This is a genomic window from Micromonospora sp. WMMD975 (assembly GCF_029581215.1).
Lineage (GTDB): Bacteria > Actinomycetota > Actinomycetes > Mycobacteriales > Micromonosporaceae > Micromonospora.
This window is the reverse complement of record NZ_CP120739.1, coordinates 1,502,501-1,526,675: the sequence shown is the minus strand read 5'-3', so window position 1 is coordinate 1,526,675 and position 24,175 is coordinate 1,502,501. Positions and strand designations below refer to the sequence as shown.

Below are 24,175 nucleotides of genomic sequence, written 5' to 3'. Positions count from 1 at the left end.
GCACCTCGCTCAGCTCAGCACCTCGGCCAGCGGCAGCACGTCCATGCCGTGCGCCTCGGCGACCGGGCCGTAGACCACCCGGCCGTCGTGGGTGTTCAAGCCCAGCGCGAGCGCCGGGTCGGCGCGCAGCGCGGCCCGCCAGCCCTGGTTGGCCAGTTCGAGGGCGTACGGCAGGGTGACGTTCGTGAGCGCGTAGGTGCTGGTGTTCGGCACCGCGCCGGGCATGTTCGCCACGCAGTAGAAGATCGAGTCGTGCACCTTGTAGACCGGTTCGTCGTGCGTGGTGGGGCGCGAGTCCTCGAAGCAGCCGCCCTGGTCGATGGCGATGTCGACGAGCACGCTGCCCGGCTTCATCCGGGACACCAGTTCGTTGGAGATCAGCTTCGGGGCCTTCGCGCCGGGCACCAGCACCGCGCCGATGACCAGGTCCGCGTCGAGCACGGCCCGTTCGATCTCGTACGCGTTGGAGGCGACGGTCTGGAGGTGGCCGCGGTAGATCGCGTCGGCGGAGCGCAGCCGGGCCACGTTCTTGTCCAGCAGCAGCACCTCGGACTGCAGGCCCAGGGCGATGGCGGCGGCGTTCAGGCCGGACACGCCGGCGCCGATGACCACGGTCTTGGCCGCGTACACGCCGGAGACGCCGCCGGGCAGCACACCCCGGCCGCCGCCGGTGCGCATCATGTGGAACGCGCCGACCTGCGGGGCGAGCCGGCCGGCCACCTCGGACATCGGGGCGAGCAGCGGCAGCGACCGGTCGGGCAGCTCGACCGTCTCGTACGCGATGCCGGTGACCTTCCTGTCGACGAGCGCGTCGGTGCACTCGCGGGAGGCGGCGAGGTGCAGGTAGGTGAAGAGCACCTGCCCCGCGCGCATCCGGTGGTGCTCCTCGGCGATCGGCTCCTTGACCTTGAGGACCAGCTCGGCGGTGTCCCAGACCTCGTCGGCGGTGGCCAGGATCTTCGCGCCGGCGGCGGCGAACTCGTCGTCGGTGATGCTGGAGCCGACCCCGGCGCCCGCCTCGACACAGACCTCGTGGCCGTGGCGGGTGAACTCGTGGACGCCCGCCGGTGTGATCGCCACCCGGTACTCGTGGTTCTTGACCTCGCGGGGGATTCCGACCTTCACGATGCAGACACCTTCCTCGGGGGCGGCTCACCCCGGCAGCGCGGCGCCCCGACGGCTCCGTTGCCGACGCGGTCCACCGGTCCCGCCGGCGGCAGTCTAGGCGCGCGGGCCGCCCGGGAACGCCGACACTGTGACATCCGGTGCCCGGTGGTGCTGACGGTGTGTCAGGCATGGACCGGGCTGGGCGGTGGAGCGGCCCTCAGCCGACAGGACAGACTTCGGTGGACATCTTCCCACCGGGTGGGCGGCGAGGCGGACAGGACGACAGTGGATCACTATGGTGTCCGCTCATGACCACTCCTTACCAGCAGTACCCGCAGTACCCGCAGGGCGTCTCGGACAAGAGCAAGGTTGTCGCGGGCATCCTCCAGATCCTGCTCGGCGGCTTCGGTATCGGCCGGTTCTACATGGGCGACACCAAGACCGGCGTGATCCAGCTCGTCGTCACGCTCGTGACCTGTGGCTTCGGCGCGATCTGGGGCCTCGTCGACGGCATCCTGATCCTGGTCAACGGCGGCGTCGACGGACAGGGCCGCCCGCTGCGCGACTGAGCGGCGGTCACGGAGAGGGGCCGCGCGGCACACGCCGCGCGGCCCCTTCGTCGTCGGTTCCCGATCAGCGGGGCAGCGGCGCCTCGGGCCGGCGCAGCTCGGCGAAGCCGGTTTCCCGGGCCCGGGCGGCGGCGAGCAGCCCGGCCACGCAGGAGGCGTTGGTGATCTCACCGGCCAGGACCATCCGGACCGCCTCGTCCAGGTCGACCCGGACGACCTGGAGGTCGGCTTCCTCCTCGTGCCGGTCGTGCCGCTGCCCGGCCGGCACGTCGGCGAGGTCGCGGGCCAGGAAGACCCGGACCACCTCGTCGGTGAAGCCGGGCGAGCTGTGCAGGTCGACGAGCACGTCGACGCGGCCCGCGGTCAGGTCGGCCTCCTCGGCCAACTCCCGCGCCGCCGCGGCGGCCAGGTCCTCCCCGCGCACGTCCATCAGCCCGGCCGGCAACTCCCACAGGTGCCGGCCGACCGGGTGCCGGTACTGCCGGATCAGCACCACCTGACCGGCGTCGTCGAGCGCCACCACGGCCACCGCGCCGACGTGCCGCACGTAGTCGCGGGCCGCGGTGCCGCCGCCGGGCATGGTCACGTCGTCGCTGACCACGGAGAAGATCCGGCCGGACCACACGTCGCGGCGCGCGGTCACCTCGTACCGGTGCGCCACGCCGCTCACTTCGCGGTCGCCTTCGCCGCGCGGCCGGGCTTGCTCGCGGCGGCCTCCGCCGCGCCGTCCAGGTCCACCGGGAGCTGGTCGGCCTCGGAGTACGCGACCGCGGCGGCCACGAACGCCGCGAACAGCGGGTGCGGGCGGGTCGGGCGGCTCTTCAGCTCCGGGTGCGCCTGGGTGGCCACGAAGAACGGGTGCAGGTTGCGGTCCAGCTCGACGAACTCGACGAGCCGGCCGTCCGGCGAGGTGCCGGAGACGATCAGGCCGGCCTTGGTGAGCTGGTCGCGGTAGGCGTTGTTCACCTCGTACCGGTGCCGGTGCCGCTCGCTGACCTCGGTGCTGCCGTACGCCTGCGCGACGATCGAGCCTTCGGCCAGCGTGGCCGGGTACGCGCCGAGCCGCATGGTGCCGCCCAGGTCGCCGCGCCCGGCCACGATGTCCTCCTGGTCGGCCATGGTGGCGATGACCGGGTGCACGGCCTCCTCGTCGAACTCCAGCGAGTTGGCCCCGTCGAGGCCGGCCAGGTCGCGGGCCACCTCGATGGTCATGCACTGGAGGCCGAGGCAGAGTCCGAGCAGCGGGATGCCGTTCTCCCGGGCGTACCGGGCGGTGCCCACCTTGCCCTCGATGCCGCGCACCCCGAACCCGCCGGGGATCACGATGCCGTCGACGCCGGCCAGGGCGGCGGCCGCGCCGGCCGGGGTGACGCAGTCGTCGCTCGGCACCCACCGCAGCTGCACCCGCGCCCGGTGGCCGAACCCGGCCGCCCGGATCGCCTCGCTCACCGACAGGTAGGCGTCGGGCAGGTCGACGTACTTGCCGACCAGGGCGACGGTGACGGTGTGGCGCGGCTGGTGCACCCGCTCCAGCAGGTCGTCCCAGCTGGTCCAGTCGACGTCGCGGAAGGACAGGCCGAGCCGGCGCACCACGTACGCGTCCAGGCCCTCGCGGTGCAGCACCTTCGGGATGTCGTAGATGCTCGGCGCGTCCGGGGCGGCGGTGACCGCCTCCCGGTCGACGTCGCAGTAGAGCGACAGCTTCTCCTTGACCTTGTCCGGGATCTCCCGGTCGCAGCGCAGCACCAGCGCGTCGGGCTGGATGCCGATGCTGCGCAGCTGCGCCACCGAGTGCTGGGTCGGTTTGGTCTTCAGCTCGCCGGAGGGCGCCAGGTAGGGCACCAGCGACACGTGCAGGTAGAAGCAGTTGTCCCGGCCCAGGTCGTGGCGGATCTGGCGGATCGACTCCAGGAACGGCAGCGACTCGATGTCGCCGACGGTGCCACCGACCTCGGTGATCACCACGTCGGGCACCTGGCCGTCGGCGTCGGGGTCGGCCATGCCGAGGATCCGGGCCTTGATCTCGTTGGTGATGTGCGGGATGACCTGGACGGTGTCCCCCAGGTATTCGCCGCGCCGCTCCTTGGCGATCACCGCCGAGTAGATCTGCCCGGTGGTGACGTTGGCCTTGCCGGAGAGGTCACGGTCGAGGAACCGCTCGTAGTGGCCGACGTCGAGGTCGGTCTCGGCCCCGTCCTCGGTGATGAAGACCTCACCGTGCTGGAACGGGTTCATCGTGCCGGGATCGACGTTCAGGTAGGGGTCGAGCTTCTGCATCACCACGCGCAGCCCGCGCGCGCTCAGCAGGTTGCCGAGGCTGGAGGCGGTGAGGCCCTTGCCCAGCGAGGAGGCGACCCCCCCGGTGACGAAAATGTGCCTGGTCGTCCGTGCTGAAGGGGCCAAGGCCTGCTCCCGTGTCGTCCGTAGCGGTCGTGCGAACCGCCGTGCCGATCAGCCAAGTGATCACGCGATCCACGGGACTCCACGGTAACACCTTTCGGACCGTGAGCCGGCGTCGCACCCGCTGTCGGCGCACGTGGGGCCCCCTCCGCCCGCGCCGCGGGGCCGCCGGACGGGTCCGCGCCACCGGGACCGGAGCCGTCCGGCGGCGCGGCGCCTCCCTCTCCCCCGGGCGGTCCGCTGTCGGGGAGGGTGCGGTCGGTGGAGTGGTCGAGCACCCGCAGCGCGGCCAGGGCCGCCATCGGCACCACGAGCGCGCCCGCCGCCCCGGCCACGTCCAGCGCCGAACCGCCCAGCACGCCGCCCAGCCCGGCGGCGACCCCGGTGCCGGCCATCGCCGCCCGGATCGCCGGGTAGATGCCGAACAGCCGCAACAGCCCACCCCACGGCTGGAGCAGGGCCAGCCAGACCAGCGCGGCCCCGGCCACGGCCAGCACGGTGAGCGGGCTGTTCACGAACGTCTCGAAGTTGGCGGTGCTGGACCGGTGCACGGTGAGCCCGCCGGTGCCGTCGCCGAGCGCGGCCAGGAACCGGCCGAGGCTTCCCCGCTCGGCCGCCGGCCGACCCAGGTCCACCAGGGCGAAGCCGATGGTGACCGCCAGCCCGGCCATGGTGGCCCAGGCGAGCCGGCTGACGGTCAACCAGCCGCCGGTGCAGATCGCCGCCGCCACGCTCACGCCGGCGGTGAGCGCGATCGCGCCGATCGAGTCGGCACCCAGGTACGGGCTGCCCACGATCACCACGGCGGTGCCGCCCACCGTCACCATGACGGTCGGCCGCCAGCCCCGGCGTACCCGCTGGGCCAGCCAGCCGCCGGTCAGCAGCGAGCCGGCGATGAACACGCCCAGCCCCACGGTGCCCAGGCCGGCGTACCGCCCGCCCTCGAGCGCGGAGTAACCGACCACGCCGTTGAGTTGCAGCCGGGAACCGGTGAGCACGTCCACGCCGACCACCAGGGTGGCCAGCCCGGCGACCGCGCCGAGCGGCCCGAGCGTGCGGTCGTGCCCGGGAGCGAACCGGACCGCGGCCGTGCCACCGACGACGAGCAGGACGGTCACCGAGGCGAACCACCAGCCGGCGTGCTGCCCGCGCCACCAGGGCACGGCGTCGGCGAGCAGCGCCGCCGGCACGGCCAGCGCGGCGGCGACCAGCAGCAGCTCCACCACCGCCACCACCCGCCGGGACACCGGCGCGGGCCCGTGCGGTCCGGCGAGCCGGCGGGCCCGGCGCAGCAGCGGCAGCACCGCCACCGCGAGCGCCATCTGGGCGGCGGCCAGCAGCGTGAAGAACCAGCCGGCGACGGTGCGTTGGGCGGCGGCCTCCCGATCGGCGTCGGCCGGCGCGCCGATCGCGGTCCGCAGGTCGTCCGGCCGGTCGTCGACGGTCACCGCGGGCCGGCCGAGGAAGAGCCGCTCCGGCATCGGCCGGCCGAGCGCGGCGAGCGCGGTCGGCGCCAGGTCGACAAGTTGCAGGTAGCCGGCCCGGGCGGTGCTCGGCGAGGTCAGCCAACCACCGTCCCAGCCGGGGCCGTCCGCGACCGCGACGTGCAGGCGCGCCGGCGAGTCGGTGTCGGAGACACCGGCGACGAGCACCAGCGAGTGCGGCGGCCGGGCGGCCAGCACCCGGGCGAGCCGGGCGTCGGCCTGGCGCGCCTGCGCGGCCCGCACGGCCGGGTCGTCGTCGTCGACGGTGCCCACGTCGACGATGCTCAGCACGCAGGAGCCGAGCAGCGCCGCGGGGTCGTCGGGCAGCGCCGCCTCGTACCTGTCGACCCGGCCGAACGGGCGGGCGGCGGCCACCGCGGCGCCCGGGCCGACCGCCACCGAGCAGCGCACCGACTCGGCCAGCGCACCGGGCGTGGCGCCCCAGGCCAGCTTGTTCTGGTTGTGCGCGACGACGGCCGGCTGGTCGGGCAGGTTGGCGCCGATCCCGTCGGGTCGCTCGACGGTCACCGGGCCCGCCGGGCAGCCACCGCCGGGGCGGGTGCCGTGCCAGGCGGCGAAGTTCCCGGCGCCGAGGGTCAACCAGCCGTCGACCGGGCAGGTCGGGCGGTGCGCGGAGCGCACCGAGAGGGAACCGATCGCGCCCCGCTCGGCCATCCGCCACAACGTCGGGGTGTTCTCCGGGTCCACGTCGTCCCACCGCAGGCCGGCGGCGCCGACCAGGACCACGTAGTCGGCGCTGCGCCGGGCGTCGCCGTCGTCCGGGCGGGCGGCCAGCGCGGTGATGCCCAGCGCCACCACCACCAGGGTCAGCAGCACCGGAGCCAATCTGCGCAGCATCAGCGGTTCCCCGCTGAGTGCTGCGGCGTCAGCTCGGCGTACAGGTCGGCGAGGGCGGCCACGGTGTCCGCCTCGGTGGGCCAGCTCGCGGCCCGCTCCGCGCCCCGGCGGCCCAGCTCGGCGCGGCGGGCGTCGTCGTCGAGCAGCCCGCGCACCGCCGCGTCCACGGCGTCCACGTCGCCCGCCGGGACCAGCACCGCGGCGTCGCCGACCAGCTCCGGCAGGCCGCCGACCGCGGTCGCGACCAGGGGTACGCCGGCGCGCAACGCCTCCTGCGCGAAGAGCTGGCGGGCCTCCCAGTCGCTGGTGACCACCGCCAGGTCCGCGCCGGCCAGCAGGTCCGCCACGTCGGTACGGTGCCCGAGCAGGGTCACCGGCGCGCGGGCGGCCGAGATCCGCGCGGCGAGCGGCAGGTAGGCGGGCCCGCTGCCGGCGATCACCACCACCGGCGCGGGTGTCCGGGTACGCCAGCGGGCGGCGGCGTCGATCAGCACGTCGTACCGCTTCTGCGGGTGCAGCCGGCCCACCGACAGGATCAGCGGGCGGTCGCCGGTGACGTCGAACTCGGCCCGCACCGCGGCGCGTCGGCGATGCGGCGCGGGCAGCGTCGGCGCGGCGACCGGCGCCGACCGGGCGTCGGCGGCACCAAGCGCGGCGGCCCGCTCGACCAGGTCGGCGGAGGCGCCCAGGGCGACCCGGGCGGACCGGGCGACGACGCGTTCGACGAGCCGGGACAGCGTGCCGCGCAGCCCGCCGGCGAGGACGGCGTTGTGCCAGGTGACCACCAGCGGGACGGTCGGGCGGGCGAGCGCGGCGACCAGGCCGGCGCGCAGCCCGTGCGCGTGCACCACGTCGACGGGCGTCTCCGCCAGCGCCCGGCGCAGCGCGGTGACCGCGCGGGCGTCGGCGGGGGTGGGGTTGGCGGGGATCTCCACCGGCGTGAACCGGGCGCCGGCCCCGGTGAAGTCGAACTGGTCCTGGACCGCGGTCGGACCGCACACCAGCACGGACCCACCGGCCTCGGTGAGCCCGCGGGCGACGGAGCGGACGTGCTGACCCACTCCGCCGGTGCTGGAGGCGAGCACCAGGGCGACCGAACCGGGCCAGCGCGGTGCCGGCGAGGCGTCCGTCATGAGGAAACGATCTCCTTTCCGTCGCCCCGCTCGCCGGGGTGCTGGTCCGCCGGTGGGCCGTCGGCGCCGGCGGCCGGTCGCCGGCGCCGCAGCCGGCGGGCCACGGCCGCGAGCAGCGGCCGGAGGTCGCGGGCGTCGGTCAGCCAGGCGACGGCGAGGAACAGGACACCGACCACGACCCCGGACAGCATGCCCTGTACGAGGGCCTGGATCGTCGTCGGGGTCCCGTCGGTCAGCCCGCCGAGAACCCGGGCGGTGGCCGCTCCCCCCGCCGCGGCGACCGCGGCGGCCAGCAGCCCGGCCGCACCGGCCCGACCGACCCCGGCGAGCGCCTCCCGCCCGGCGGCCCGCCGGACGGCGGCGACCAGCAGCGCGCCGAGCAGCAGCATGCCTGCGGAGGTCGCGAGCGCCACCGCGAGCACCCGGTCGGCAAGCGGCAGCACCTGGCCGAACAGCACCGCGAGGGCGGGCACGCTGAGCCAGCCCAACGCGGTCGCGACGCTTGCCGAGCGGGTGTCGCCACGCGCGTAGAGCGCCCGGGTCAGGATCGCGAACAGGCCGTAGCCGAGCAGACCGGGCGCGAACCCGGCGATCCCGGCCGCGGCGGTGCCCGCGTCGACCGGGTCGGGGAAGAAGAAATGCCCGAGCGGGATCGCGGCGCCGGCCAGCGCGGCGGCGCCGAGCAGGCTGAACAGCACCAGCTGACGCACCGCCGGGGCCAGGGTGTCGCGGTAGGCGCGCTCGTCGCCGGTCGCCCGCGCCGCCACGAGCGTCGGGTACGCGGCGATCGCGAGCGGCACCGCCAGCACCGACCAGGGCAGGAAGTAGACCGTCTGGGCCAGGTTGTAGACGCCGACGTCGGCGGTCCGGCCGTAGGTGACCTGGTTGAGCGCGACGACCAGGGCGATCTGCTGGGCGGCCACGGTGACCACGCCGGCGACCACCAGCCCACCGACGCGCGCCCGCGCGTCGGCCGGGAACCGGTAGCCCGGCCGGGGCCGCAGTCGCAGCCGGCGCAGCGGGATCAGCAGCGACAGCGAGAGCACCACCACGCCGAGCGTGGTGCCGCCGGAGAGCAGCAGCTCGCCGCCGCGACCGGCCTCGTCGATGGTGGCCAGCCGCCCCTGCACCGCGGTGAAGCCGAGGTAGACCGCGATGACGGTGACGCTCGACAGCAGCGGCGCGAGCACCGGCCACGCGAACCGCCGGTGCGCCTGGAGGACGCCGGTGAGCACGATCCCCACGCCGTAGAGCGGCAACTGCGGGGCGAACACCCGCAGCATCCGCGCCCCGGACGCCTGCCGGACCTCGCCGAGACCGTGCCCGAGCAGGCCCATCAGCGGGTCGGCGAACACCGCCACCAGCACCGCCAGCGGGATCAGCAGGCTCAGCGTCCAGGTCAGCAGCGCGCCGGTGGTGGCGGCCACCGCCCGCCGGTCACCCGCCTCGACGGCCCCGGCCAGCAGCGGTACGACGAGACTCGCGAGCGCCCCACCGGCGACGATCTCGAAGATGAAGTTCGGGACGTAGTTCGCCACCAGGTAGGCGCCGCCGAGGTCGGTGGTGGACAGCGTCCAGGTGAACACGGCGGTGCGACCGAAGCCGGCGAGGCGGCTGACCACGGTGAGGACGGCGATGAGGGCGGCCGCCCCGGCGACGCGGCCGGCGGCGGCGAGGGGTGCCGGTTTCGTCACGTCAGTCGGCGAGCCGGCCCAGCTCGTCGAGGTGCCGCAGTCCGGGGGTCCGCTGGATGACCTGGGTGAAGCTGACCTTCTCGCTGGCCGCGGTGAGCGCGGCGAGCACGGCCAGCGTACCGGCCCGCCCGAGCGGCCCGGTACGCGCCGCGAGGCTCACCCCGAGCAGCGCGCCGAGCGCGTTGGCGCCGCTGTCGCCGAGCATCACCCGCTCGTCCAGGTCGTCGCCGACGAGCCCGGCCGCCGCGCCGACCGCGCCCGCCGCGATGCCCCCGTACGGGCCGGTGGACAGCGGCGCGCCGAGCAGCAGGCCGGACTTCAGTGCCCGACCGGGACGCAGGTCCAGCAGGTTGACCAGGTTGGCGGTGCCGGCCACCACCCCGGCGCCGAGCAGCACGTCGAGCCCACGGCCGAACGCGCCGGCACGCTGCCGGCGCGGGTGCGCGGCGACCCGGGCGTCGGCGGCGAGCAGCGCCGCGGCCCCCAGCCCGGCCGCGCCCACCCCGGCGATCTTGACCAGGCCGGCGGTGACCCGACCCTCGCGGAGCGCGGCGAGGTGCCCGGCGAAGCCCTTGGCGGCCTTCTGTTCCGGGCGCGCGCCGACCACGTCGTCGTAGAGCCCGACCGCGCCCGCGCCGACGCCGGCCAGCAGCGCGGCGGCGCCGGCCGGGGCGCTGCCGGCGCCGAGCGCCCCGGCGGTCGCGGCGCCCACGGCCAGCGCGGGGCCGGCGGCCAGGGTCACGGTGCGGCCCCGGTAGTTGGTGCGCTCCAACGCCGGCGCGCTGGGCGACTCGCGTACCTCCCGCAGCACGTAGCGGGCGGTCAGCACGCCCGCGCCCACGGCCAGCAGCCGACCCAGTCTCACGCGACCCCTCCTGAATCCGGACTCTCGACGCGACGCGGCACGGACCTTCCCGGCCCGCGCGGTCACTGGGGCAGTTTAGGCAGCAGCGAGGCGGCGTTGTCGCCCACGCCGTACTGGCCGGCCTTCTTCCCGCTGAGCTGCTCGGCGAGGGCGAGGCTGGTGACGAGCTGCCCCTGCACGGTGTTGGCGTTGTCGACGGTGGAGATGGTCTGCGACAGCACCGGGTCGCCGCGGACCACGGCCACCAGGTTGCCGCCGCTGGAACCCATGCCCGCGACCACGAGCGCGCCCGCCCGGTCGAACTGCTCGGCGATCTTCACCACCGACTCGTCCTTCTTCGCCGAGTCCTTGTCCACGTACGGCTGGCCGGTGACGAGCACCACCGCCTCGGCGGCGCCGGAGATCTTGTCCTCCGGGGTGAGGTAGCCGGCGGTGGCGTACTGCTGCAGCACGCTGCGCCGGTCGGCCTCGCTGACCGGCGCGCTGCCGGCGGGCCGGTCCACCAGGACGGCGGCCAGCAACGCGCTGGAGGTCTCCACGCCGTGCCCGTTGCCGGGCAGGTTGGAGGCCGGGGCGCTGTTCGGGCGCGCGGCGGTGACCGCCAGCTCCAGCAGGTTGTTGTTGCTGTCCGGGTTGATGAACTTGTCCTGCATGTCGATGCGGCCGGTGACGTCGGCGCCGGCGGTCTGGAGCATCTTCAGCACGCCCTCGGCCTGGTCCCGGCCGTTGGGCAGGGTGAGCACCAGCACCCGCCGGTCGGTCAGCTTGCCCGGCAGGACGACCTGCGCCATCTGGGCGGCGAAGTCCTCCTCGCTCTCCAACTGCTTCTGCATGTCGTTGACCGACTGGCGCATCAGGGAGTTGTCCTTGCGCAGGCCGTTGACGTTCTCCCGGAGCGCGTCGGCGACCGGGCCGTTGAGGGCGGCCGTGCCGACCACCAGGCCGATCGCCAGCGCGAGGAAGACCGCGGTCAGGGACACCACGTGGTAGCGGAAGTTGATCACGCTTGCAGCCTCTTGATCGTCGGGGAGCTAGAAGAGCTGGCCGAGTTGGAACACGAAATTGTCCCACCATTCGGAGACCACGCCCAAATACGCCTTGCCGACGGTGGAGACCGCCACCGCGGAGGCCATCGCGGCCACCGCCGAGAGGACCAGCAGCAGCACCGAGGAGCCGGAGATGCTCTGCCGGTAGAGGCGGCTGACGCCCTTGGCGTCGACAAGCTTGCCGCCCACCTTCAACCGGGTGAGAAACGTCGACGCCATGCCGCCCCGGCCCTTGTCGAGGAACTCCACCAGGGTGGCGTGGGTGCCGACGGCCACCAGCAGCGAGGCGCCCTTCTCGTCGGCCAGCAGCATGGCCAGGTCCTCGCTGGTGGCCGCCGCCGGGAAGGTGATCGCGGGCACGCCCAGGCCGTTGACCCGGGCCAGGCCCGGGGCCCGCCCGTCCGGGTAGGCGTGCACGATCACCTCCGCGCCGCAGCGCAGCACGTCGTCGGTGACCGAGTCCATGTCCCCGATGATCATGTCGGGGGTGTAGCCGGCCTCCACCAGCGCGTCGGCCCCGCCGTCGACGCCGATCAGCACCGGCTTGAACTCCCGGATGTACGGGCGCAGCACGTCCAGGTCGGCCTTGTAGTCGTAGCCGCGGACCACGATCAGGCAGTGCCGGCCCCGCATCTGGGTCTGGATGTCCGGCACGCCGACGCCGTCGAGCAGCAGGTCGCGTTCCTGCCGGAGGTAGTCCATCGTGTTGGCGGCGAACGCCTCCAACTGCACCGAGAGGCCCTCCCGGGCATCGGCCATCGACTTGGCCACCGTCTCGGCGTCCTGCAACGCGCCGTGCGCCACCGGCTCCGTGCCGGCGAAGACCGTGTTGCCCTCGATGCGCACCAGGTCACCCTCGCGGACCTGCTCGAAGACGCCTTCGCCGAGATCGTCCAGCAGCGGGATGCCGGCCGCGACCAGCACCTCGGGACCCAGGTTGGGATAGCGCCCGGACACCGACGGCTTGGCGTTGAGCACCGCGGCCACACCCACCGCGACGAGCGAGTCGGCCGCCACCCGGTCCAGGTCCACGTGGTCGATGACCGCGATGTCACCCGGACGCAGGCGGCCCACCAGCCGTTTCGTCCGGCGGTCGAGGCGCGCGGTGCCGAGGATCGAGCCCGGTTCCGCGTTGCGGGTCCGGCGCAGTGTGGGTAGACGCATCGTGACCATCCTGGCATGTGTGGCAGGTTCTGCTGTCGCGACATGCCTGAGCAGGGCCGCCTACCCAGGGAAGCACACCGGAGCGCGCCCCGGTGTGCTTGCGCTCACAATCGGGGCATCACGGGCGTCTTTCCTTGGCCGCCACGGCCAGGAGCTCCTCAGCATGGGCGATACCCAGATCGGAGTCCGGCAAACCGGCGAGCATCCGGGCCAGCTCCCGGGACCGCTCGGTGTCCTCCACCACCCGCACCCCGCTCGTGGTCACCGCGCCCCCGGTGTCCTTCGCCACCACCAGGTGCCGGTCCGCGAACGCGGCGACCTGCGGCAGGTGGGTGACCACGAGCACCTGGTGGCTGCGGGCCAGCCGGGCCAACCGCCGGCCGATCTCCACCGCGGCCTGGCCGCCGACGCCGGCGTCGACCTCGTCGAACACGAGCGTGGGCGGACCGCCTGACCCGGCGAAGACCACCTCGATCGCGAGCATCACCCGGGACAGCTCACCGCCGGAGGCGCCCCGCTGCAACGGCAACGCGGGCGCGCCCGGGTGGGCCAGCAGACGCACCTCGACCTCGTCGGCGCCGTCCGCGCCCACCCCGACCTCGACGCCGTTGACCGGCAGGCTCGGCTCGGCCCGCCCGGCCGCCCGGGGCAGCACCGCCACCTCGATCCGGGCGTGCGGCATGGCCAGCCCGGCCAACTCGACGGTGACCTGCTCGGCGAAGCGGACGGCGGCCTCCTGCCGGGAGGTGGACACCCGGCCGGCCAGGTCGGCGACCTCACCGGCGAGCCGGGCCGCCTCGCGGTCCAACTCGTCCAGCAACTCGTCGGAGTTGTCCAGATCGGACAGCCGGGTGCGGGCCCGCTCGGCCCACGCCACCACGCCGTCCACGTCGTCGGCGTACTTGCGGGTGAGCGCGCGCAGCGCGGCCCGCCGCTCGTAGATCGTCTGGAGGCGGGCCGGGTCGGCGTCCAGCGCGGTCAGATAGGTGGACAGCTCGGCGGCCACGTCGGTGACGAGCGTGGCGGCCTCCTCCAGCCGCGCCGCCAGGTCGGCGAGCGCCGGATCGGTGCCGGCCTGCGCCTCGAGCGTGCGCCGGGCGGTGCCGAGCAACACGGTCGCGTCGGGCGTGTCGTCGGTCGCCTCCACGCCGCCGGCCACGCACTGCTGCGCCACCTGGGCCGCGGTGCGCAGCCCCTCGGCGTGCTCCAGCCGCTGCGCCTCCGCCTTCAGCTCGTCGTCCTCCCCCGGCTGCGGGTCGACCCGGGTGATCTCGTCGAGGCCGAGCCGCAGCAGGTCGGCCTCCTGGTTGCGCTCGCGGGCGTTGCGCCGCCGGTCGGCCAGGTCGTCCACCACCGTCCGCCACCGCCCGTACGTCTCGCGCAGCGCGTCGAGCAGCTTCTCGTGCTCCGGGCCGGCGAACCGGTCGAGCGCGCCCCGCTGCTCGGCCGGCCGCAACAGGCGCAACTGGTCGGACTGGCCGTGCACGGCAAGCACCTGCTCGCCGACCTCGCCGAGCGTCGCCACCGGCATGCCGCGCCCGCCCAGGTGCGCCCGGGACCGACCCTCGACCGTGACGGTGCGGCTGAGCAGCAGCGAACCGTCCTCGTCGGGCTCGCCACCGGCGTCGATGATGCGGGCGTGCACCGCCTCGGCCACCCGGCCGCGCAGCCGCAGCCGCCCCTCCACCACCGCCCGGCCCGGCTGGGCCCGCACCCGGCCGGCGTCGGCCCGGCCGCCGAAGAGCAGGCCGAGGCCGGTCACCACCATGGTCTTGCCGGCGCCGGTCTCGCCGGTGATGACATTCATCCCCCCGGCCAGCGGCAGCGTGGTGTCCTCGATGACGCCCAGTCCGGTGATGCGCAGCTCTTCCAGCACAGCACCCGACAGTAGCCCCGCCGGGTGACAGTTGACCAGCCGGCACGGTGCGGGTGCGGGCGGGGTGCCGGATGGTGTGTCCGGCACCCCGACCGTCGCGAGCCCGACCACCCCCTGATCGGGCCGCGACCGCCGGGCCGCGCACCCGGGGGAGCGGTGGGCCTCACCACCGCTCCCCCGGGCTCACCTCAGCACGGCCCGCGTGGCCCCACCGTATCGCGCGCGCCGGCCGAGCCGGACGGTCCTGATCGGCCGGTCAGCGGCGGCTGCCGCGCCAGCCCTGCACGGGTAGGTCGAACTTGGCCACCAGCCGGTCGGTGAACGGGCGCGCCCGCAGCCGGACGATCCGCACCGGCAACGCGCCCCGGCGCACCGTGACCCGGGCGCCCGGCGGCAGGTCGTAGACCCGCCGGCCGTCGCAGCACAGCACCGCGAGCGTGGTGAACGGGTCGACGGTGATGACGAACGTGGAGGTCGGCGCCGTGACCAGCGGCCGGCTGAACAGCGCGTGCGCGCTGATCGGCACCAGCAACAGCGCCTCCACCTCCGGCCAGACCACCGGCCCCCCGCCGGAGAAGGCGTACGCGGTGGAGCCCGTCGGGGTCGCGCAGACCACCCCGTCGCAGCCGTACCGGGACAGCGGCCGGCCATCCACGTCGACGAGCAGCTCCAGCATCTGGGCGCGTTCGCCCTTCTCCACACTGATCTCGTTGAGCGCCCACGACTCGATGGTCGGCCCGCCGTCGAACTCGGCGGTCACGTCGAGGGTGAGGCGTTCGTCCACGGTGTAGTTGCGCCCGATCACGTCGCGCACCGCGGTGTCCAGGTCGTTGATCTCCGCCTCGGCCAGGAAGCCGACCTTGCCCAGGTTGATACCGAGCAGCGGCGCCTTGGCCGGGCGGGCCAGCTCGGCGGCGCGCAGGAACGTGCCGTCCCCGCCGAGCGCGAAGACGATCTCGGCGCCCTCGGCCGCCTCCGGGCCGGTCACCGGCACCACGCCGGGCAGGTCGAGGTCGTCGGCCTCCTCGGCCACCACCCGCACCTCGAAGCCGTTCGAGATCAGGTCGGCGGCCACCGCCCGGGCGTGCTCGGTGCTGCGTCGACGACCGGTGTGCGTCACCAGCAGCGCGGTGCGACTCACCCGGACACCTCCTCGGTCGTGGCCGCCGTCGCGGCGGCACCCTGCGGACCCGCGGCCACCACCGCGCGTACCCGGTCGGGCTCGGCGGCCGGCGCACCCCGGCGCAACCATACGAAGAACTCGACGTTGCCGCTCGGCCCCGGCAACGGGCTGGCCGCCACGTCGGCCAGGCCGAGGCCGAGGCCCGCGGCGGCGGCGGCCACGTCGAGCACCGCCTCGGCGCGCAGCGCCGGGTCGCGCACCACACCACCGGCGCCGACCCGCTCCTTGCCCACCTCGAACTGCGGCTTGACCATCAGCGCCAGGTCGCCGTCGGCTGCGGTGCAGCCGGCCAGCGCGGGCAGCACCAGGCGCAGCGAGATGAACGACAGGTCGGCCACCGTCAGGTCGACCGGGCCGCCGATCGCCTCCGGCGTGAGGGTACGCACATTGGTGCGCTCGAAGACCCGGACCCGTCCGTCGTTGCGCAGCGGCCAGGCGAGCTGCCCGTACCCGACGTCGACGGCCACCACCTCGGCCGCGCCGGCGCGCAGCAGCACGTCGGTGAAACCGCCGGTGGAGGCGCCCGCGTCCAGGCACCTCCGGCCGGTCACGGCCAGCCCGCCCGGCCCGAACGCGGCGAGCGCGCCGGCCAGCTTGTGGCCGCCCCGGGAGACGTAGTCGGTGGTCGGGTCGGCGCCGGTCACCAGCAGCGGGTCGGCCGGGTCGACCATGGCCGCCGGTTTGCCGGCGACCACTCCGCGCACCCGGACGCGACCGTCGGCCACCAGCGCGGCGGCCTGCTCCCGGGAGCGGGCCAGGCCCCGCCGGACGAGTTCGGCGTCCAGCCGGATACGACGAGCCATCAGTGTGTCCGTTCTCCGCCTCTGCTCACGCCTGGTCGATGGTGGCGAGGGTCTCGCGCAGCGTCTCGTACGCCGCCTCGTACTGGGCGATCTGGTCGGCCGGGGCGAGCGCCTCGGCGTTGGCCATGCCCCGCACCGCGGCGTCCACCGCCGGATGTCGCGCCTCGCCGACCTCCTCGACCGGCGCGGAGCGTACCCCCGGGGGTGGCCCGGGACGCGGCCCCGGCGGCGGCCCGGGCCGGTAGGGCGCGCTCACGAGCCGGCCGTCCGGGGACCGGCGGCCTTCCGCGCCGCCCGGGGCGCGGCCGGTGTCCCGCCGGCCGGCGTGCGCGCCACCGTCGCCGGGGGCTTGCGCGCGACCGTCTTCTTGGCCACCGCCTTCTTCGCCACCGCCTTCTTCGCCACCGCGTTCGACGGCGACGCCTTCGACGGCGACGCGGCGTCCGACGGCGACGCGGCGTCCGGACCGGCGGCGGACGACGTGGTCGGCCCGGCGACGGACGGCCCGGTGGTCGGCTCGGTGGTCGGCTCGGGCCCGGAGGCGGGCGTCGCCGACTCGGGGATCGCCCGCGCCTCGCGCAGTTGCCGCTCCAGGTCGTGCACCCGACGGGTCAGCTCGGCGACCTCGTCCGCGGTGGCCAGGCCGACCGCGCCCAACGCCCGGTCGACCTCGAAGCGGACCAACTTGGTCAACGCCTCCCGGTTGGCCAGGCCGGTGGCGACCAGCTCCTCGGCGAGCGACTGGAGCGCGACGGCGGTGGCGCCACTCTGACCGACGGCACGCTTCACCACGCCCTGCGCCTTCTTCCGGGGCGCCTCCGTCAGGCCCATGGCCAGCTCGAGGTAGGCGCGCCACGCGTCCTGCATGCCTGAGTCCTTCCGCGGGGCGAGGTGTGCAGGTGCCACGCTACCGGGCGCCTGGGACACACCGTTGCGGTACGGTGCCCGCAACGGTGTGGCTCGTGGTGAGGAGACGATGTGGCCAGCGTGGACGACTGCCGGCAGGCGTTGCAGGACCTGGTCGACCGGCTGGACCGGCACGTCGAGGCGCAGGGGCGCATCGACCTCGACCGCACCCTGGCCTGCCGGATCACCGACCTGGACACCGCCTTCCACGGACGGCTCGAAGGCGGCCGGCTGGTCGGCCTGACCGACGGCGACGACCCCAAGGCCAAGATCGCGCTGAGCGCCGGCAGCGACGACCTGGTCGCCCTGGTGCACGGCAAGCTCGACATCATGTCCGCGGTGGCCGCCCGACGGGTCTCCGTCAAGGCGAACCCGTTCGACCTGATGAAGCTCCGCAAACTGCTCTGAGGCGTCCGCTCAGCCGTCGAGGCCGAGCGCGGTGAGCGCCTCCGCCGCCGCCGGGGACCCGGCCCGCACCCGCGGGCCGGCCGGCGTCGACCAGGCCACCGCGCAGAGCGCCGCGAGCGCGTCCAGCGTCCGTCCCGCGCCGTCGAGCACCAGCTCACCGCCGGCCTCCGTCACCGACCAGCCGCCGGTCTCCGCACCGCCCGGCACCGCCACCACGGCCTCCGAATCGAACAGCCCGGTCAAATCGATTGAGACGTACGCCGGCCGGCGCGGCTCGGGCGCGGCCAGCAACTCGGCCGCGTCGCTGACACCGGTGAGCACCAGCAGGCTGTCCAACCCGGCCCGGCGGGCACCCTCGATGTCGGTGTCCAACCGGTCACCCACGACCAGTGCGCGCCCGGCGCCGGCGCGACGGGCGGCGGTGGCGAACAGCGCCGGCTCCGGCTTGCCCACCACCACGTCGGGGTCCCGGTCGAGCGCGGTACGCAGCACCGCCACCAACGAGCCGTTGCCCGGCAGCGGCCCACGCGGGCTCGGCAGCGTACGGTCGGTGTTCGTGGCGTACCAGGGCGCGCCGGCCCGCACCGCCAGCGACGCCTCGGCCAGGTCGGACCAACCGACCTGCGGCCCGTAGCCCTGGGCCACCGCGGCGGGCTCCTCCTCGGCCGTCGACACCGGCCGCAGGCCCACCGCGCGCAACTCCGCCCGCAACGCCTCCGCGCCGACCACGAGCACCGGCGCGCCGGCCGGCAGCCGGTCGGCGAGCAGCTCGGCGGTGGCGCCCGCCGAGGTGAGCACCTCCGCCGGCTCGGCCGGCACGCCCATGCCGGTGAGCAGGTCGGCCACCTCGCTGGAGCGGCGGGAGGCGTTGTTCGTGGCGTACGCGACCGCCCGTCCCTCGTCGCGCAGCCGGCCGACCGCCTCGACCGCACCGGGAATGGGCCGGTCGATCAGGTAGATGACCCCGTCCAGGTCGAAAACGACCAGAGTGTACGCGTCGACAAGCCGCCCACCCGCCCGGTCGCGATCGGATCGGGCCGAGATCATGTCCGAGCCGGTTTCCCCGGCCTGCCCGGTCACCGGCGACCCGCCGCCTCGTCCCCGTCGGCCTGGGTGTCACGGGCCTGGGTGTCGTCAGCCTTTGCGTCGCCGGCGTCAGCGGGCGCCGGTCGGTCCCGCGTCGGGTCGGTCGATGCGGCGGTGGTGGCGAGCGAGCCGGCCTCGGTGTCGGTCAACTCGTCGTCGCCCAGGTCTCCGGCGTCGCGGTCCCGGTACCCGGCCTGGGCCGCGTCACCGGCGCCCCCGACGGCACCCGCCGTGTCAGCGCGGTCGACAGCGCCCGCCGTGTCAGCGCGGTCGGCGCCCTGCGGGAGGTCACCGTCACGATCCGAGTCCTCGTCGTCGAGGTCGTCGCCCTCATCGTCGCCGTCGAGGTCGCCGTCGGTGTCGGTTTCGGTGTCGGTGTCGGCCGAGGAGTGCGGGCCGTCCACCTCAGCGTCCGGCTCGTCGTCCTCGTCGTCGCCCTCGATGACCACACCGTCGAGCTCCAGCAGCCGTTCGGCCGCGTCGGTCTCGCCCTCGGAGTCGATGTCGGCGGCCCGAGAGAACCACTCCCGCGCCTCCTCGCGCCGGCCCACCGCGAGCAGCCCGTCCGCGTACGCGTAGCGCAGCCTCGCCGCCCACGGCTCGGACGACTCGGCGGTCAGCTCGCGCACCTGGAGCATCGCCACGGCCGCGTCCTTCTGCCCGAGGTCGCCCCGCGCGCCGGCGGCCACGATCAGCAACTCGATGGCGACAGCCTGGTCGAGCTTCTCCCGGTCCGCGCCGCGGAACAGGTCGATCGCCCGTTCCGGCCGGCCCAGGGCCCGCTCGCAGTCGGCCAGGACTGCCAGGTGGATCTGCAGGCCGGTCATCCGGTGGAAAGTCCGGAGTTCGGCGATGGCCGTCTGCCACTCCCCCGCGTGGTACGCGGCCAACCCGACCGCTTCCCGTACCGCAGCGATCCGGGAGGCGAGCCGGCGGGCCGCCATGGCGTGCGCCAGCGCCAGCGCGGGATCGTCGTCGATCAGCAGACCGGTCGCGACGAGGTGTCGGGCGACGGTATCCGCCACCGGCTTCGCGAGCGAGAGCAACTCGGCCCGGACGGGCGAGTCGAGGTCGCTCGCGACCACCTCGTCCGGCAGTTCCGGCGCCTCGCCGGTACGCCCCTCGCCGCGCTCGTCCCGACGCTCACGCTGCGGACCATAACTGCCCGAGCGGTGCTCGTCCCGATCCGGCCGGTCGCCGTAACCACGGCGTTCCCCGCCCCGCTCGGCACGCCCACCCCGGTAGCCACCCTCGCGGTCATCCCGACGGAAACCACCCTCGCGACGGTCACCACCGGCGTATCCGTCGCGACGGTCACCACCACGCGAGCCCGCGCCACGGTCGCCGCCGGAGCGGTTGTCCCGGCCGTAGCCACCCTCACGACGATCGCCGCCACGGAAACCACCGTCGCGGTCACCACCACGGAAACCGCCCTGACGGTCGCCACCACGGAACCCGCCCTCGCGCCGGTCAGCACCAGGGGCGCCACCGGGCCGGCTGTAGCCACCCTCGCGACGGTCACCGCCGGGCTGGTTGTCCCGGCGGTAACCGCCCTCAGGGCGCTCACCACCACGGAAGCCGCCTTCACGGCGCTCACCACCACGGAAGCCGCCCTCACGGCGCTCACCACCACGGAATCCACCGTCGCGCCGGTCACCGCCAGGCGCGCCACCCGAGCGACTGTCCCGGCTGTAACCACCGTCGCGACGCTCACCACCACGGAAACCGCCCTCACGGTCGCCACCACGGAAACCTTCACGACGGTCGCCACCACGGAAACCGCCCTCGCGCCGGTCACCGCCAGGCGCGCCACCGGAGCGACTGTCCCGGCTGTAACCGCCCTCACGGTCACCACCACGGAAGCCACCCTCACGACGATCGCCGCCACGGAAACCACCGTCGCGGTCGCCACCACGGAAACCACCCTCGCGACGGTCACCACCGGAGCGGCTGTCCCGGCCGTAACCACCCTCACGACGATCGCCGCCACGGAAACCACCGTCGCGGTCGCCACCACGGAAACCACCCTCGCGACGGTCACCACCGGAGCGGCTGTCCCGGCCGTAACCACCCTCACGACGATCGCCGCCACGGAGACCACCGTCGCGGTCGCCACCACGGAAACCACCCTCGCGACGGTCACCACCGGAGCGGCTGTCCCGGCCGTAACCACCCTCACGACGGTCACCACCACGGAGGCCACCATCGCGGTCACCGCCGGGGCGGCTGTCCCGGCTGTAGCCACCCTCACGACGGTCACCGCCACGGAAACCACCGTCGCGGTCGCCACCACGGAAACCGCCCTCACGGCGGTCACCACCGGAGCGGCTGTCCCGGCCGTAACCACCCTCACGACGGTCGCCACCGGGGCGGTTCTCCCGGCCGTAACCACCCTCACGACGGTCGCCGCCACGGAAGCCGCCCTCGCGGTCGCCACCACGGAAACCACCCTCGCGCCGGTCACCGCCCGGCGCACCACCGGAGCGACCGTCCCGGCCGTAGCCACCCTCACGCCGGTCGCCGCCTCGCCCGCCACCGGCGCGGTCGTCACGGCCGCCCCGGTACGAGGGCCGATCGTCGCGGCGGGCGTCGCCGCGCCCCTGCCCACGATCGGCGCGATCCTCGTAGCGACGGGGGCGGTCCCCGCCCTGCGGTCCAGAGCTCACAGGTGCATCCTTCCTGATGGCGTTTCCGCCAGAACGCTAACGCAGTCGAGGGCCGACCCTGGCAGGGGCGGCCCTCGACTGAAGATTTGTCCGGCGGTGTCCTACTCTCCCACACCCTCCCGAGTGCAGTACCATCGGCGCTGGAGGGCTTAGCTTCCGGGTTCGGAATGTTACCGGGCGTTTCCCCTCCGCCATGACCGCCGTAACTCTATGAACATGTCAACCAACCCCTGGCGGGTGGTGTTTGTTCAGAGTTGCACAGTGGACGCGTAGCAGCTTGGTAGTCAAGTCCTCGGCCTATTAGTACCGGTCAACTGAACCCGTTACCGGGCTTACATTTCCGGCCTATCAACCCAGTCGTCTAGCTGGGGGCCTTACCCCACAAAGTGGGTGGGATACCTCATCTTGAAGCGAGCTTCCCGCTTAGATGCTTTCAGCGGTTATCCCTTCCGAACGTAGCTAACCAGCCGTGCCCCTGGCGGGACAACTGGCACACCAGAGGTTCGTCCGTCCCGGTCCTCTCGTACTAGGGACAGCCCTTCTCAAGTATCCTACGCGCACGGCGGATAGGGACCGAACTGTCTCACGACGTTCTAAACCCAGCTCGCGTACCGCTTTAATGGGCGAACAGCCCAACCCTTGGGACCTGCTACAGCCCCAGGATGCGACGAGCCGACATCGAGGTGCCAAACCATCCCGTCGATATGGACTCTTGGGGAAGATCAGCCTGTTATCCCCGGGGTACCTTTTATCCGTTGAGCGACACCGCTTCCACATGCCAGTGCCGGATCACTAGTCCCGACTTTCGTCCCTGCTCGACCTGTCAGTCTCACAGTCAAGCTCCCTTGTGCACTTGCACTCAACACCTGATTGCCAACCAGGCTGAGGGAACCTTTGGGCGCCTCCGTTACCCTTTAGGAGGCAACCGCCCCAGTTAAACTACCCACCAGACACTGTCCCTGAACCGGATAACGGTCCGAAGTTAGATACCCAAATCAACCAGAGTGGTATTTCAAGATTGCCTCCACCTATACTGGCGTATAGACTTCACCGGCTCCCACCTATCCTACACAAGCTAATTCAGATACCAATGTCAAGCTATAGTAAAGGTCCCGGGGTCTTTCCGTCCTGCCGCGCGTAACGAGCATCTTTACTCGTAATGCAATTTCGCCGGGCCTGTGGTTGAGACAGTGGGGAAGTCGTTACGCCATTCGTGCAGGTCGGAACTTACCCGACAAGGAATTTCGCTACCTTAGGATGGTTATAGTTACCACCGCCGTTTACTGGCGCTTAAGTTCTCCGCTTCGCCCCGAAGAGCTAACAGGTCCCCTTAACGTTCCAGCACCGGGCAGGCGTCAGTCCATATACATCGAATTACTTCTTCGCATGGACCTGTGTTTTTAGTAAACAGTCGCTTCCCCCTGCTCTCTGCGGCCATACAACGCTCCACCCGCGCGGGGCTTCACGTCTCCGGCCCCCCTTCTCCCTAAGTTACGGGGGCAATTTGCCGAGTTCCTTAACCACAGTTCGCCCGATCGCCTCGGTATTCTCTACCTGACCACCTGTGTCGGTTTGGGGTACGGGCCGCTCAGAACTCGCTAGAGGCTTTTCTCGGCAGCATAGGATCACTGACTTCACCTGAATCGGCTCGGCATCACGTCTCAGCCTACATGCGCCGCGGATTTACCTACGACACGGCCTACACGCTTACCCCGGCACAACCACCGGCCGGGATCAGCTACCTTCCTGCGTCACCCCATCGCTTGACTACTACCCGCCAGGTTCCCACGCTCCCCACAATCCGTCCGAAGACATCACGCAGTTCGGGTGGTTAGCACAACGAGGTTCATCAGGGACGCTCTTTCGCGGGTACGGGAATATCAACCCGTTGTCCATCGACTACGCCTCTCGGCCTCGCCTTAGGTCCCGACTCACCCAGGGCGGATTAGCCTGGCCCTGGAACCCTTGGTCATCCGGCGGAAGGGTTTCTCACCCTTCTTTCGCTACTCATGCCTGCATTCTCACTCGTGCCGTGTCCACAACTAGGTCACCCCGTCGCTTCACCCCCGGCACGACGCTCCCCTACCCATCCACACACCTGCACCTGATATCAAGACCAGACGAGGTTGAAATGTGAATGCCACAGCTTCGGCGGTGTGCTTGAGCCCCGCTACATTGTCGGCGCGGAACCACTTGACCAGTGAGCTATTACGCACTCTTTAAAGGGTGGCTGCTTCTAAGCCAACCTCCTGGTTGTCTATGCGACCCCACATCCTTTTCCACTTAGCACACGCTTAGGGGCCTTAGCTGGTGATCTGGGCTGTTTCCCTCTCGACTACGAAGCTTATCCCCCGCAGTCTCACTGCCGCGCTCTCACTTACCGGCATTCGGAGTTTGGCTGATTTCGGTAAGCTTGTGGGCCCCCTAGACCATCCAGTGCTCTACCTCCGGCAAGAAACACGCGACGCTGCACCTAAATGCATTTCGGGGAGAACCAGCTATCACGGAGTTTGATTGGCCTTTCACCCCTAACCACAGGTCATCCCCCAACTTTTCAACGTTGGTGGGTTCGGCCCTCCACGCGGTCTTACCCGCGCTTCAGCCTGCCCATGGCTAGATCACTCCGCTTCGGGTCTAGAGCATGCGACTAAAAAACGCCCTATTCAGACTCGCTTTCGCTACGGCTCCCCCACACGGGTTAACCTCGCCACATGCCACTAACTCGCAGGCTCATTCTTCAAAAGGCACGCCGTCACCCCGTAAGGCTCCGACGGATTGTAGGCGAACGGTTTCAGGTACTATTTCACTCCCCTCCCGGGGTACTTTTCACCATTCCCTCACGGTACTCGTCCGCTATCGGTCACCAGGAAGTATTTAGGCTTACCAGGTGGTCCTGGCAGATTCACGGCAGATTTCAGGAGTCCGCC

General features: G+C 72.7%; 19 protein-coding genes and 2 rRNA genes (1 of these 21 only partly in view). 2 read left to right on the top strand and 19 right to left on the bottom strand.

What is annotated here, in order from left to right; translation table 11 throughout:
• Positions 1-9 precede the first annotated feature (9 nt).
• Complete coding sequence (ald, locus tag O7613_RS06805; protein WP_281583639.1) at positions 10-1,125, bottom strand: alanine dehydrogenase; 1,116 nt, start codon at positions 1,123-1,125, stop codon at positions 10-12.
• A 170-nt stretch (positions 1,126-1,295) separates the two neighbouring features.
• Between ald and O7613_RS06800 the strand changes: the two genes are divergently transcribed.
• Positions 1,296-1,676, top strand: a complete 381-nt coding sequence (locus O7613_RS06800; RefSeq protein WP_281583640.1) for a TM2 domain-containing protein — start codon at positions 1,296-1,298, stop codon at positions 1,674-1,676.
• 64 nt (positions 1,677-1,740) lie between these two features.
• Here the strand turns inward: O7613_RS06800 and O7613_RS06795 are convergent, their stop codons facing one another.
• The 13 genes from O7613_RS06795 to O7613_RS06735 form a co-directional block, all read right to left on the bottom strand.
• Positions 1,741-2,346: an NUDIX hydrolase gene (locus tag O7613_RS06795; protein WP_281583641.1), complete on the bottom strand. Its 606-nt coding sequence runs from the start codon at positions 2,344-2,346 to the stop codon at positions 1,741-1,743.
• Positions 2,343-4,079, bottom strand: a complete 1,737-nt coding sequence (locus tag O7613_RS06790; protein WP_281583642.1) for a CTP synthase — start codon at positions 4,077-4,079, stop codon at positions 2,343-2,345. Before O7613_RS06790 ends, O7613_RS06795 begins: the two co-directional genes overlap by 4 nt.
• On the bottom strand, positions 3,977-6,418 hold the full coding sequence (locus tag O7613_RS06785) for a hypothetical protein (protein ID WP_282292794.1): 2,442 nt from the start codon (positions 6,416-6,418) through the stop codon (positions 3,977-3,979). Before O7613_RS06785 ends, O7613_RS06790 begins: the two co-directional genes overlap by 103 nt.
• Entirely contained in the window at positions 6,418-7,551 is a 1,134-nt protein-coding gene (locus tag O7613_RS06780) for a glycosyltransferase family 4 protein (protein WP_282292792.1), read from the bottom strand. The genes O7613_RS06785 and O7613_RS06780 overlap by 1 nt, the downstream gene beginning before the upstream one ends.
• Complete coding sequence (locus O7613_RS06775) at positions 7,548-9,245, bottom strand: lipid II flippase MurJ (RefSeq protein WP_282292790.1); 1,698 nt, start codon at positions 9,243-9,245, stop codon at positions 7,548-7,550. The genes O7613_RS06780 and O7613_RS06775 overlap by 4 nt, the downstream gene beginning before the upstream one ends.
• Before the next feature lies 1 nt (position 9,246).
• A complete protein-coding gene (locus O7613_RS06770) occupies positions 9,247-10,110 on the bottom strand; it encodes a hypothetical protein (protein WP_282292788.1) in 864 nt (287 codons plus the stop codon).
• Between the two features lie 62 nt (positions 10,111-10,172).
• Positions 10,173-11,114 carry a copper transporter gene (locus O7613_RS06765; protein ID WP_282292786.1) on the bottom strand — a complete coding sequence of 314 codons (942 nt, stop codon included), beginning with the start codon at positions 11,112-11,114 and terminating at the stop codon, positions 10,173-10,175.
• 27 nt (positions 11,115-11,141) lie between these two features.
• A complete protein-coding gene (gene steA / locus O7613_RS06760) occupies positions 11,142-12,320 on the bottom strand; it encodes a putative cytokinetic ring protein SteA (RefSeq protein ID WP_281583648.1) in 1,179 nt (392 codons plus the stop codon).
• A gap of 118 nt (positions 12,321-12,438) precedes the next feature.
• Positions 12,439-14,196 (bottom strand): DNA repair protein RecN, encoded by a 1,758-nt coding sequence (gene recN / locus O7613_RS06755; RefSeq protein ID WP_282292783.1) that lies wholly within the window; start codon positions 14,194-14,196, stop codon positions 12,439-12,441.
• A 256-nt stretch (positions 14,197-14,452) separates the two neighbouring features.
• On the bottom strand, positions 14,453-15,337 hold the full coding sequence (locus O7613_RS06750; RefSeq protein ID WP_281583650.1) for an NAD kinase: 885 nt from the start codon (positions 15,335-15,337) through the stop codon (positions 14,453-14,455).
• Positions 15,334-16,182, bottom strand: a complete 849-nt coding sequence (locus O7613_RS06745; RefSeq protein ID WP_282292779.1) for a TlyA family RNA methyltransferase — start codon at positions 16,180-16,182, stop codon at positions 15,334-15,336. Before O7613_RS06745 ends, O7613_RS06750 begins: the two co-directional genes overlap by 4 nt.
• Positions 16,183-16,207: 25 nt before the next feature.
• Complete coding sequence (locus O7613_RS06740; protein WP_281583652.1) at positions 16,208-16,438, bottom strand: hypothetical protein; 231 nt, start codon at positions 16,436-16,438, stop codon at positions 16,208-16,210.
• The gene (locus tag O7613_RS06735; RefSeq protein WP_282292778.1) at positions 16,435-17,049 is read right to left on the bottom strand and encodes a hypothetical protein; all 615 of its coding nucleotides are present in this window, start codon (positions 17,047-17,049) and stop codon (positions 16,435-16,437) included. Before O7613_RS06735 ends, O7613_RS06740 begins: the two co-directional genes overlap by 4 nt.
• Before the next feature lie 111 nt (positions 17,050-17,160).
• Here O7613_RS06735 and O7613_RS06730 point away from each other — a divergent pair, with 111 nt between their 5' ends.
• Positions 17,161-17,496: an SCP2 sterol-binding domain-containing protein gene (locus tag O7613_RS06730; protein ID WP_281583654.1), complete on the top strand. Its 336-nt coding sequence runs from the start codon at positions 17,161-17,163 to the stop codon at positions 17,494-17,496.
• A gap of 9 nt (positions 17,497-17,505) precedes the next feature.
• Here O7613_RS06730 and O7613_RS06725 read toward each other — a convergent pair whose 3' ends face one another.
• The 5 genes from O7613_RS06725 to O7613_RS06705 all read right to left on the bottom strand — a co-directional run.
• Positions 17,506-18,543 carry an HAD-IIA family hydrolase gene (locus O7613_RS06725; RefSeq protein WP_282294495.1) on the bottom strand — a complete coding sequence of 346 codons (1,038 nt, stop codon included), beginning with the start codon at positions 18,541-18,543 and terminating at the stop codon, positions 17,506-17,508.
• Between the two features lie 29 nt (positions 18,544-18,572).
• Complete coding sequence (locus tag O7613_RS06720) at positions 18,573-19,607, bottom strand: Replicase polyprotein 1ab (protein WP_282292777.1); 1,035 nt, start codon at positions 19,605-19,607, stop codon at positions 18,573-18,575.
• Entirely contained in the window at positions 19,562-21,133 is a 1,572-nt protein-coding gene (locus O7613_RS06715; protein ID WP_282292776.1) for a hypothetical protein, read from the bottom strand. Before O7613_RS06715 ends, O7613_RS06720 begins: the two co-directional genes overlap by 46 nt.
• Before the next feature lie 203 nt (positions 21,134-21,336).
• Positions 21,337-21,453: ribosomal RNA gene (gene rrf / locus O7613_RS06710) — 5S ribosomal RNA — on the bottom strand.
• Between the two features lie 75 nt (positions 21,454-21,528).
• Positions 21,529-24,175: ribosomal RNA gene (locus tag O7613_RS06705) — 23S ribosomal RNA — on the bottom strand; it runs 463 nt beyond the window's last position.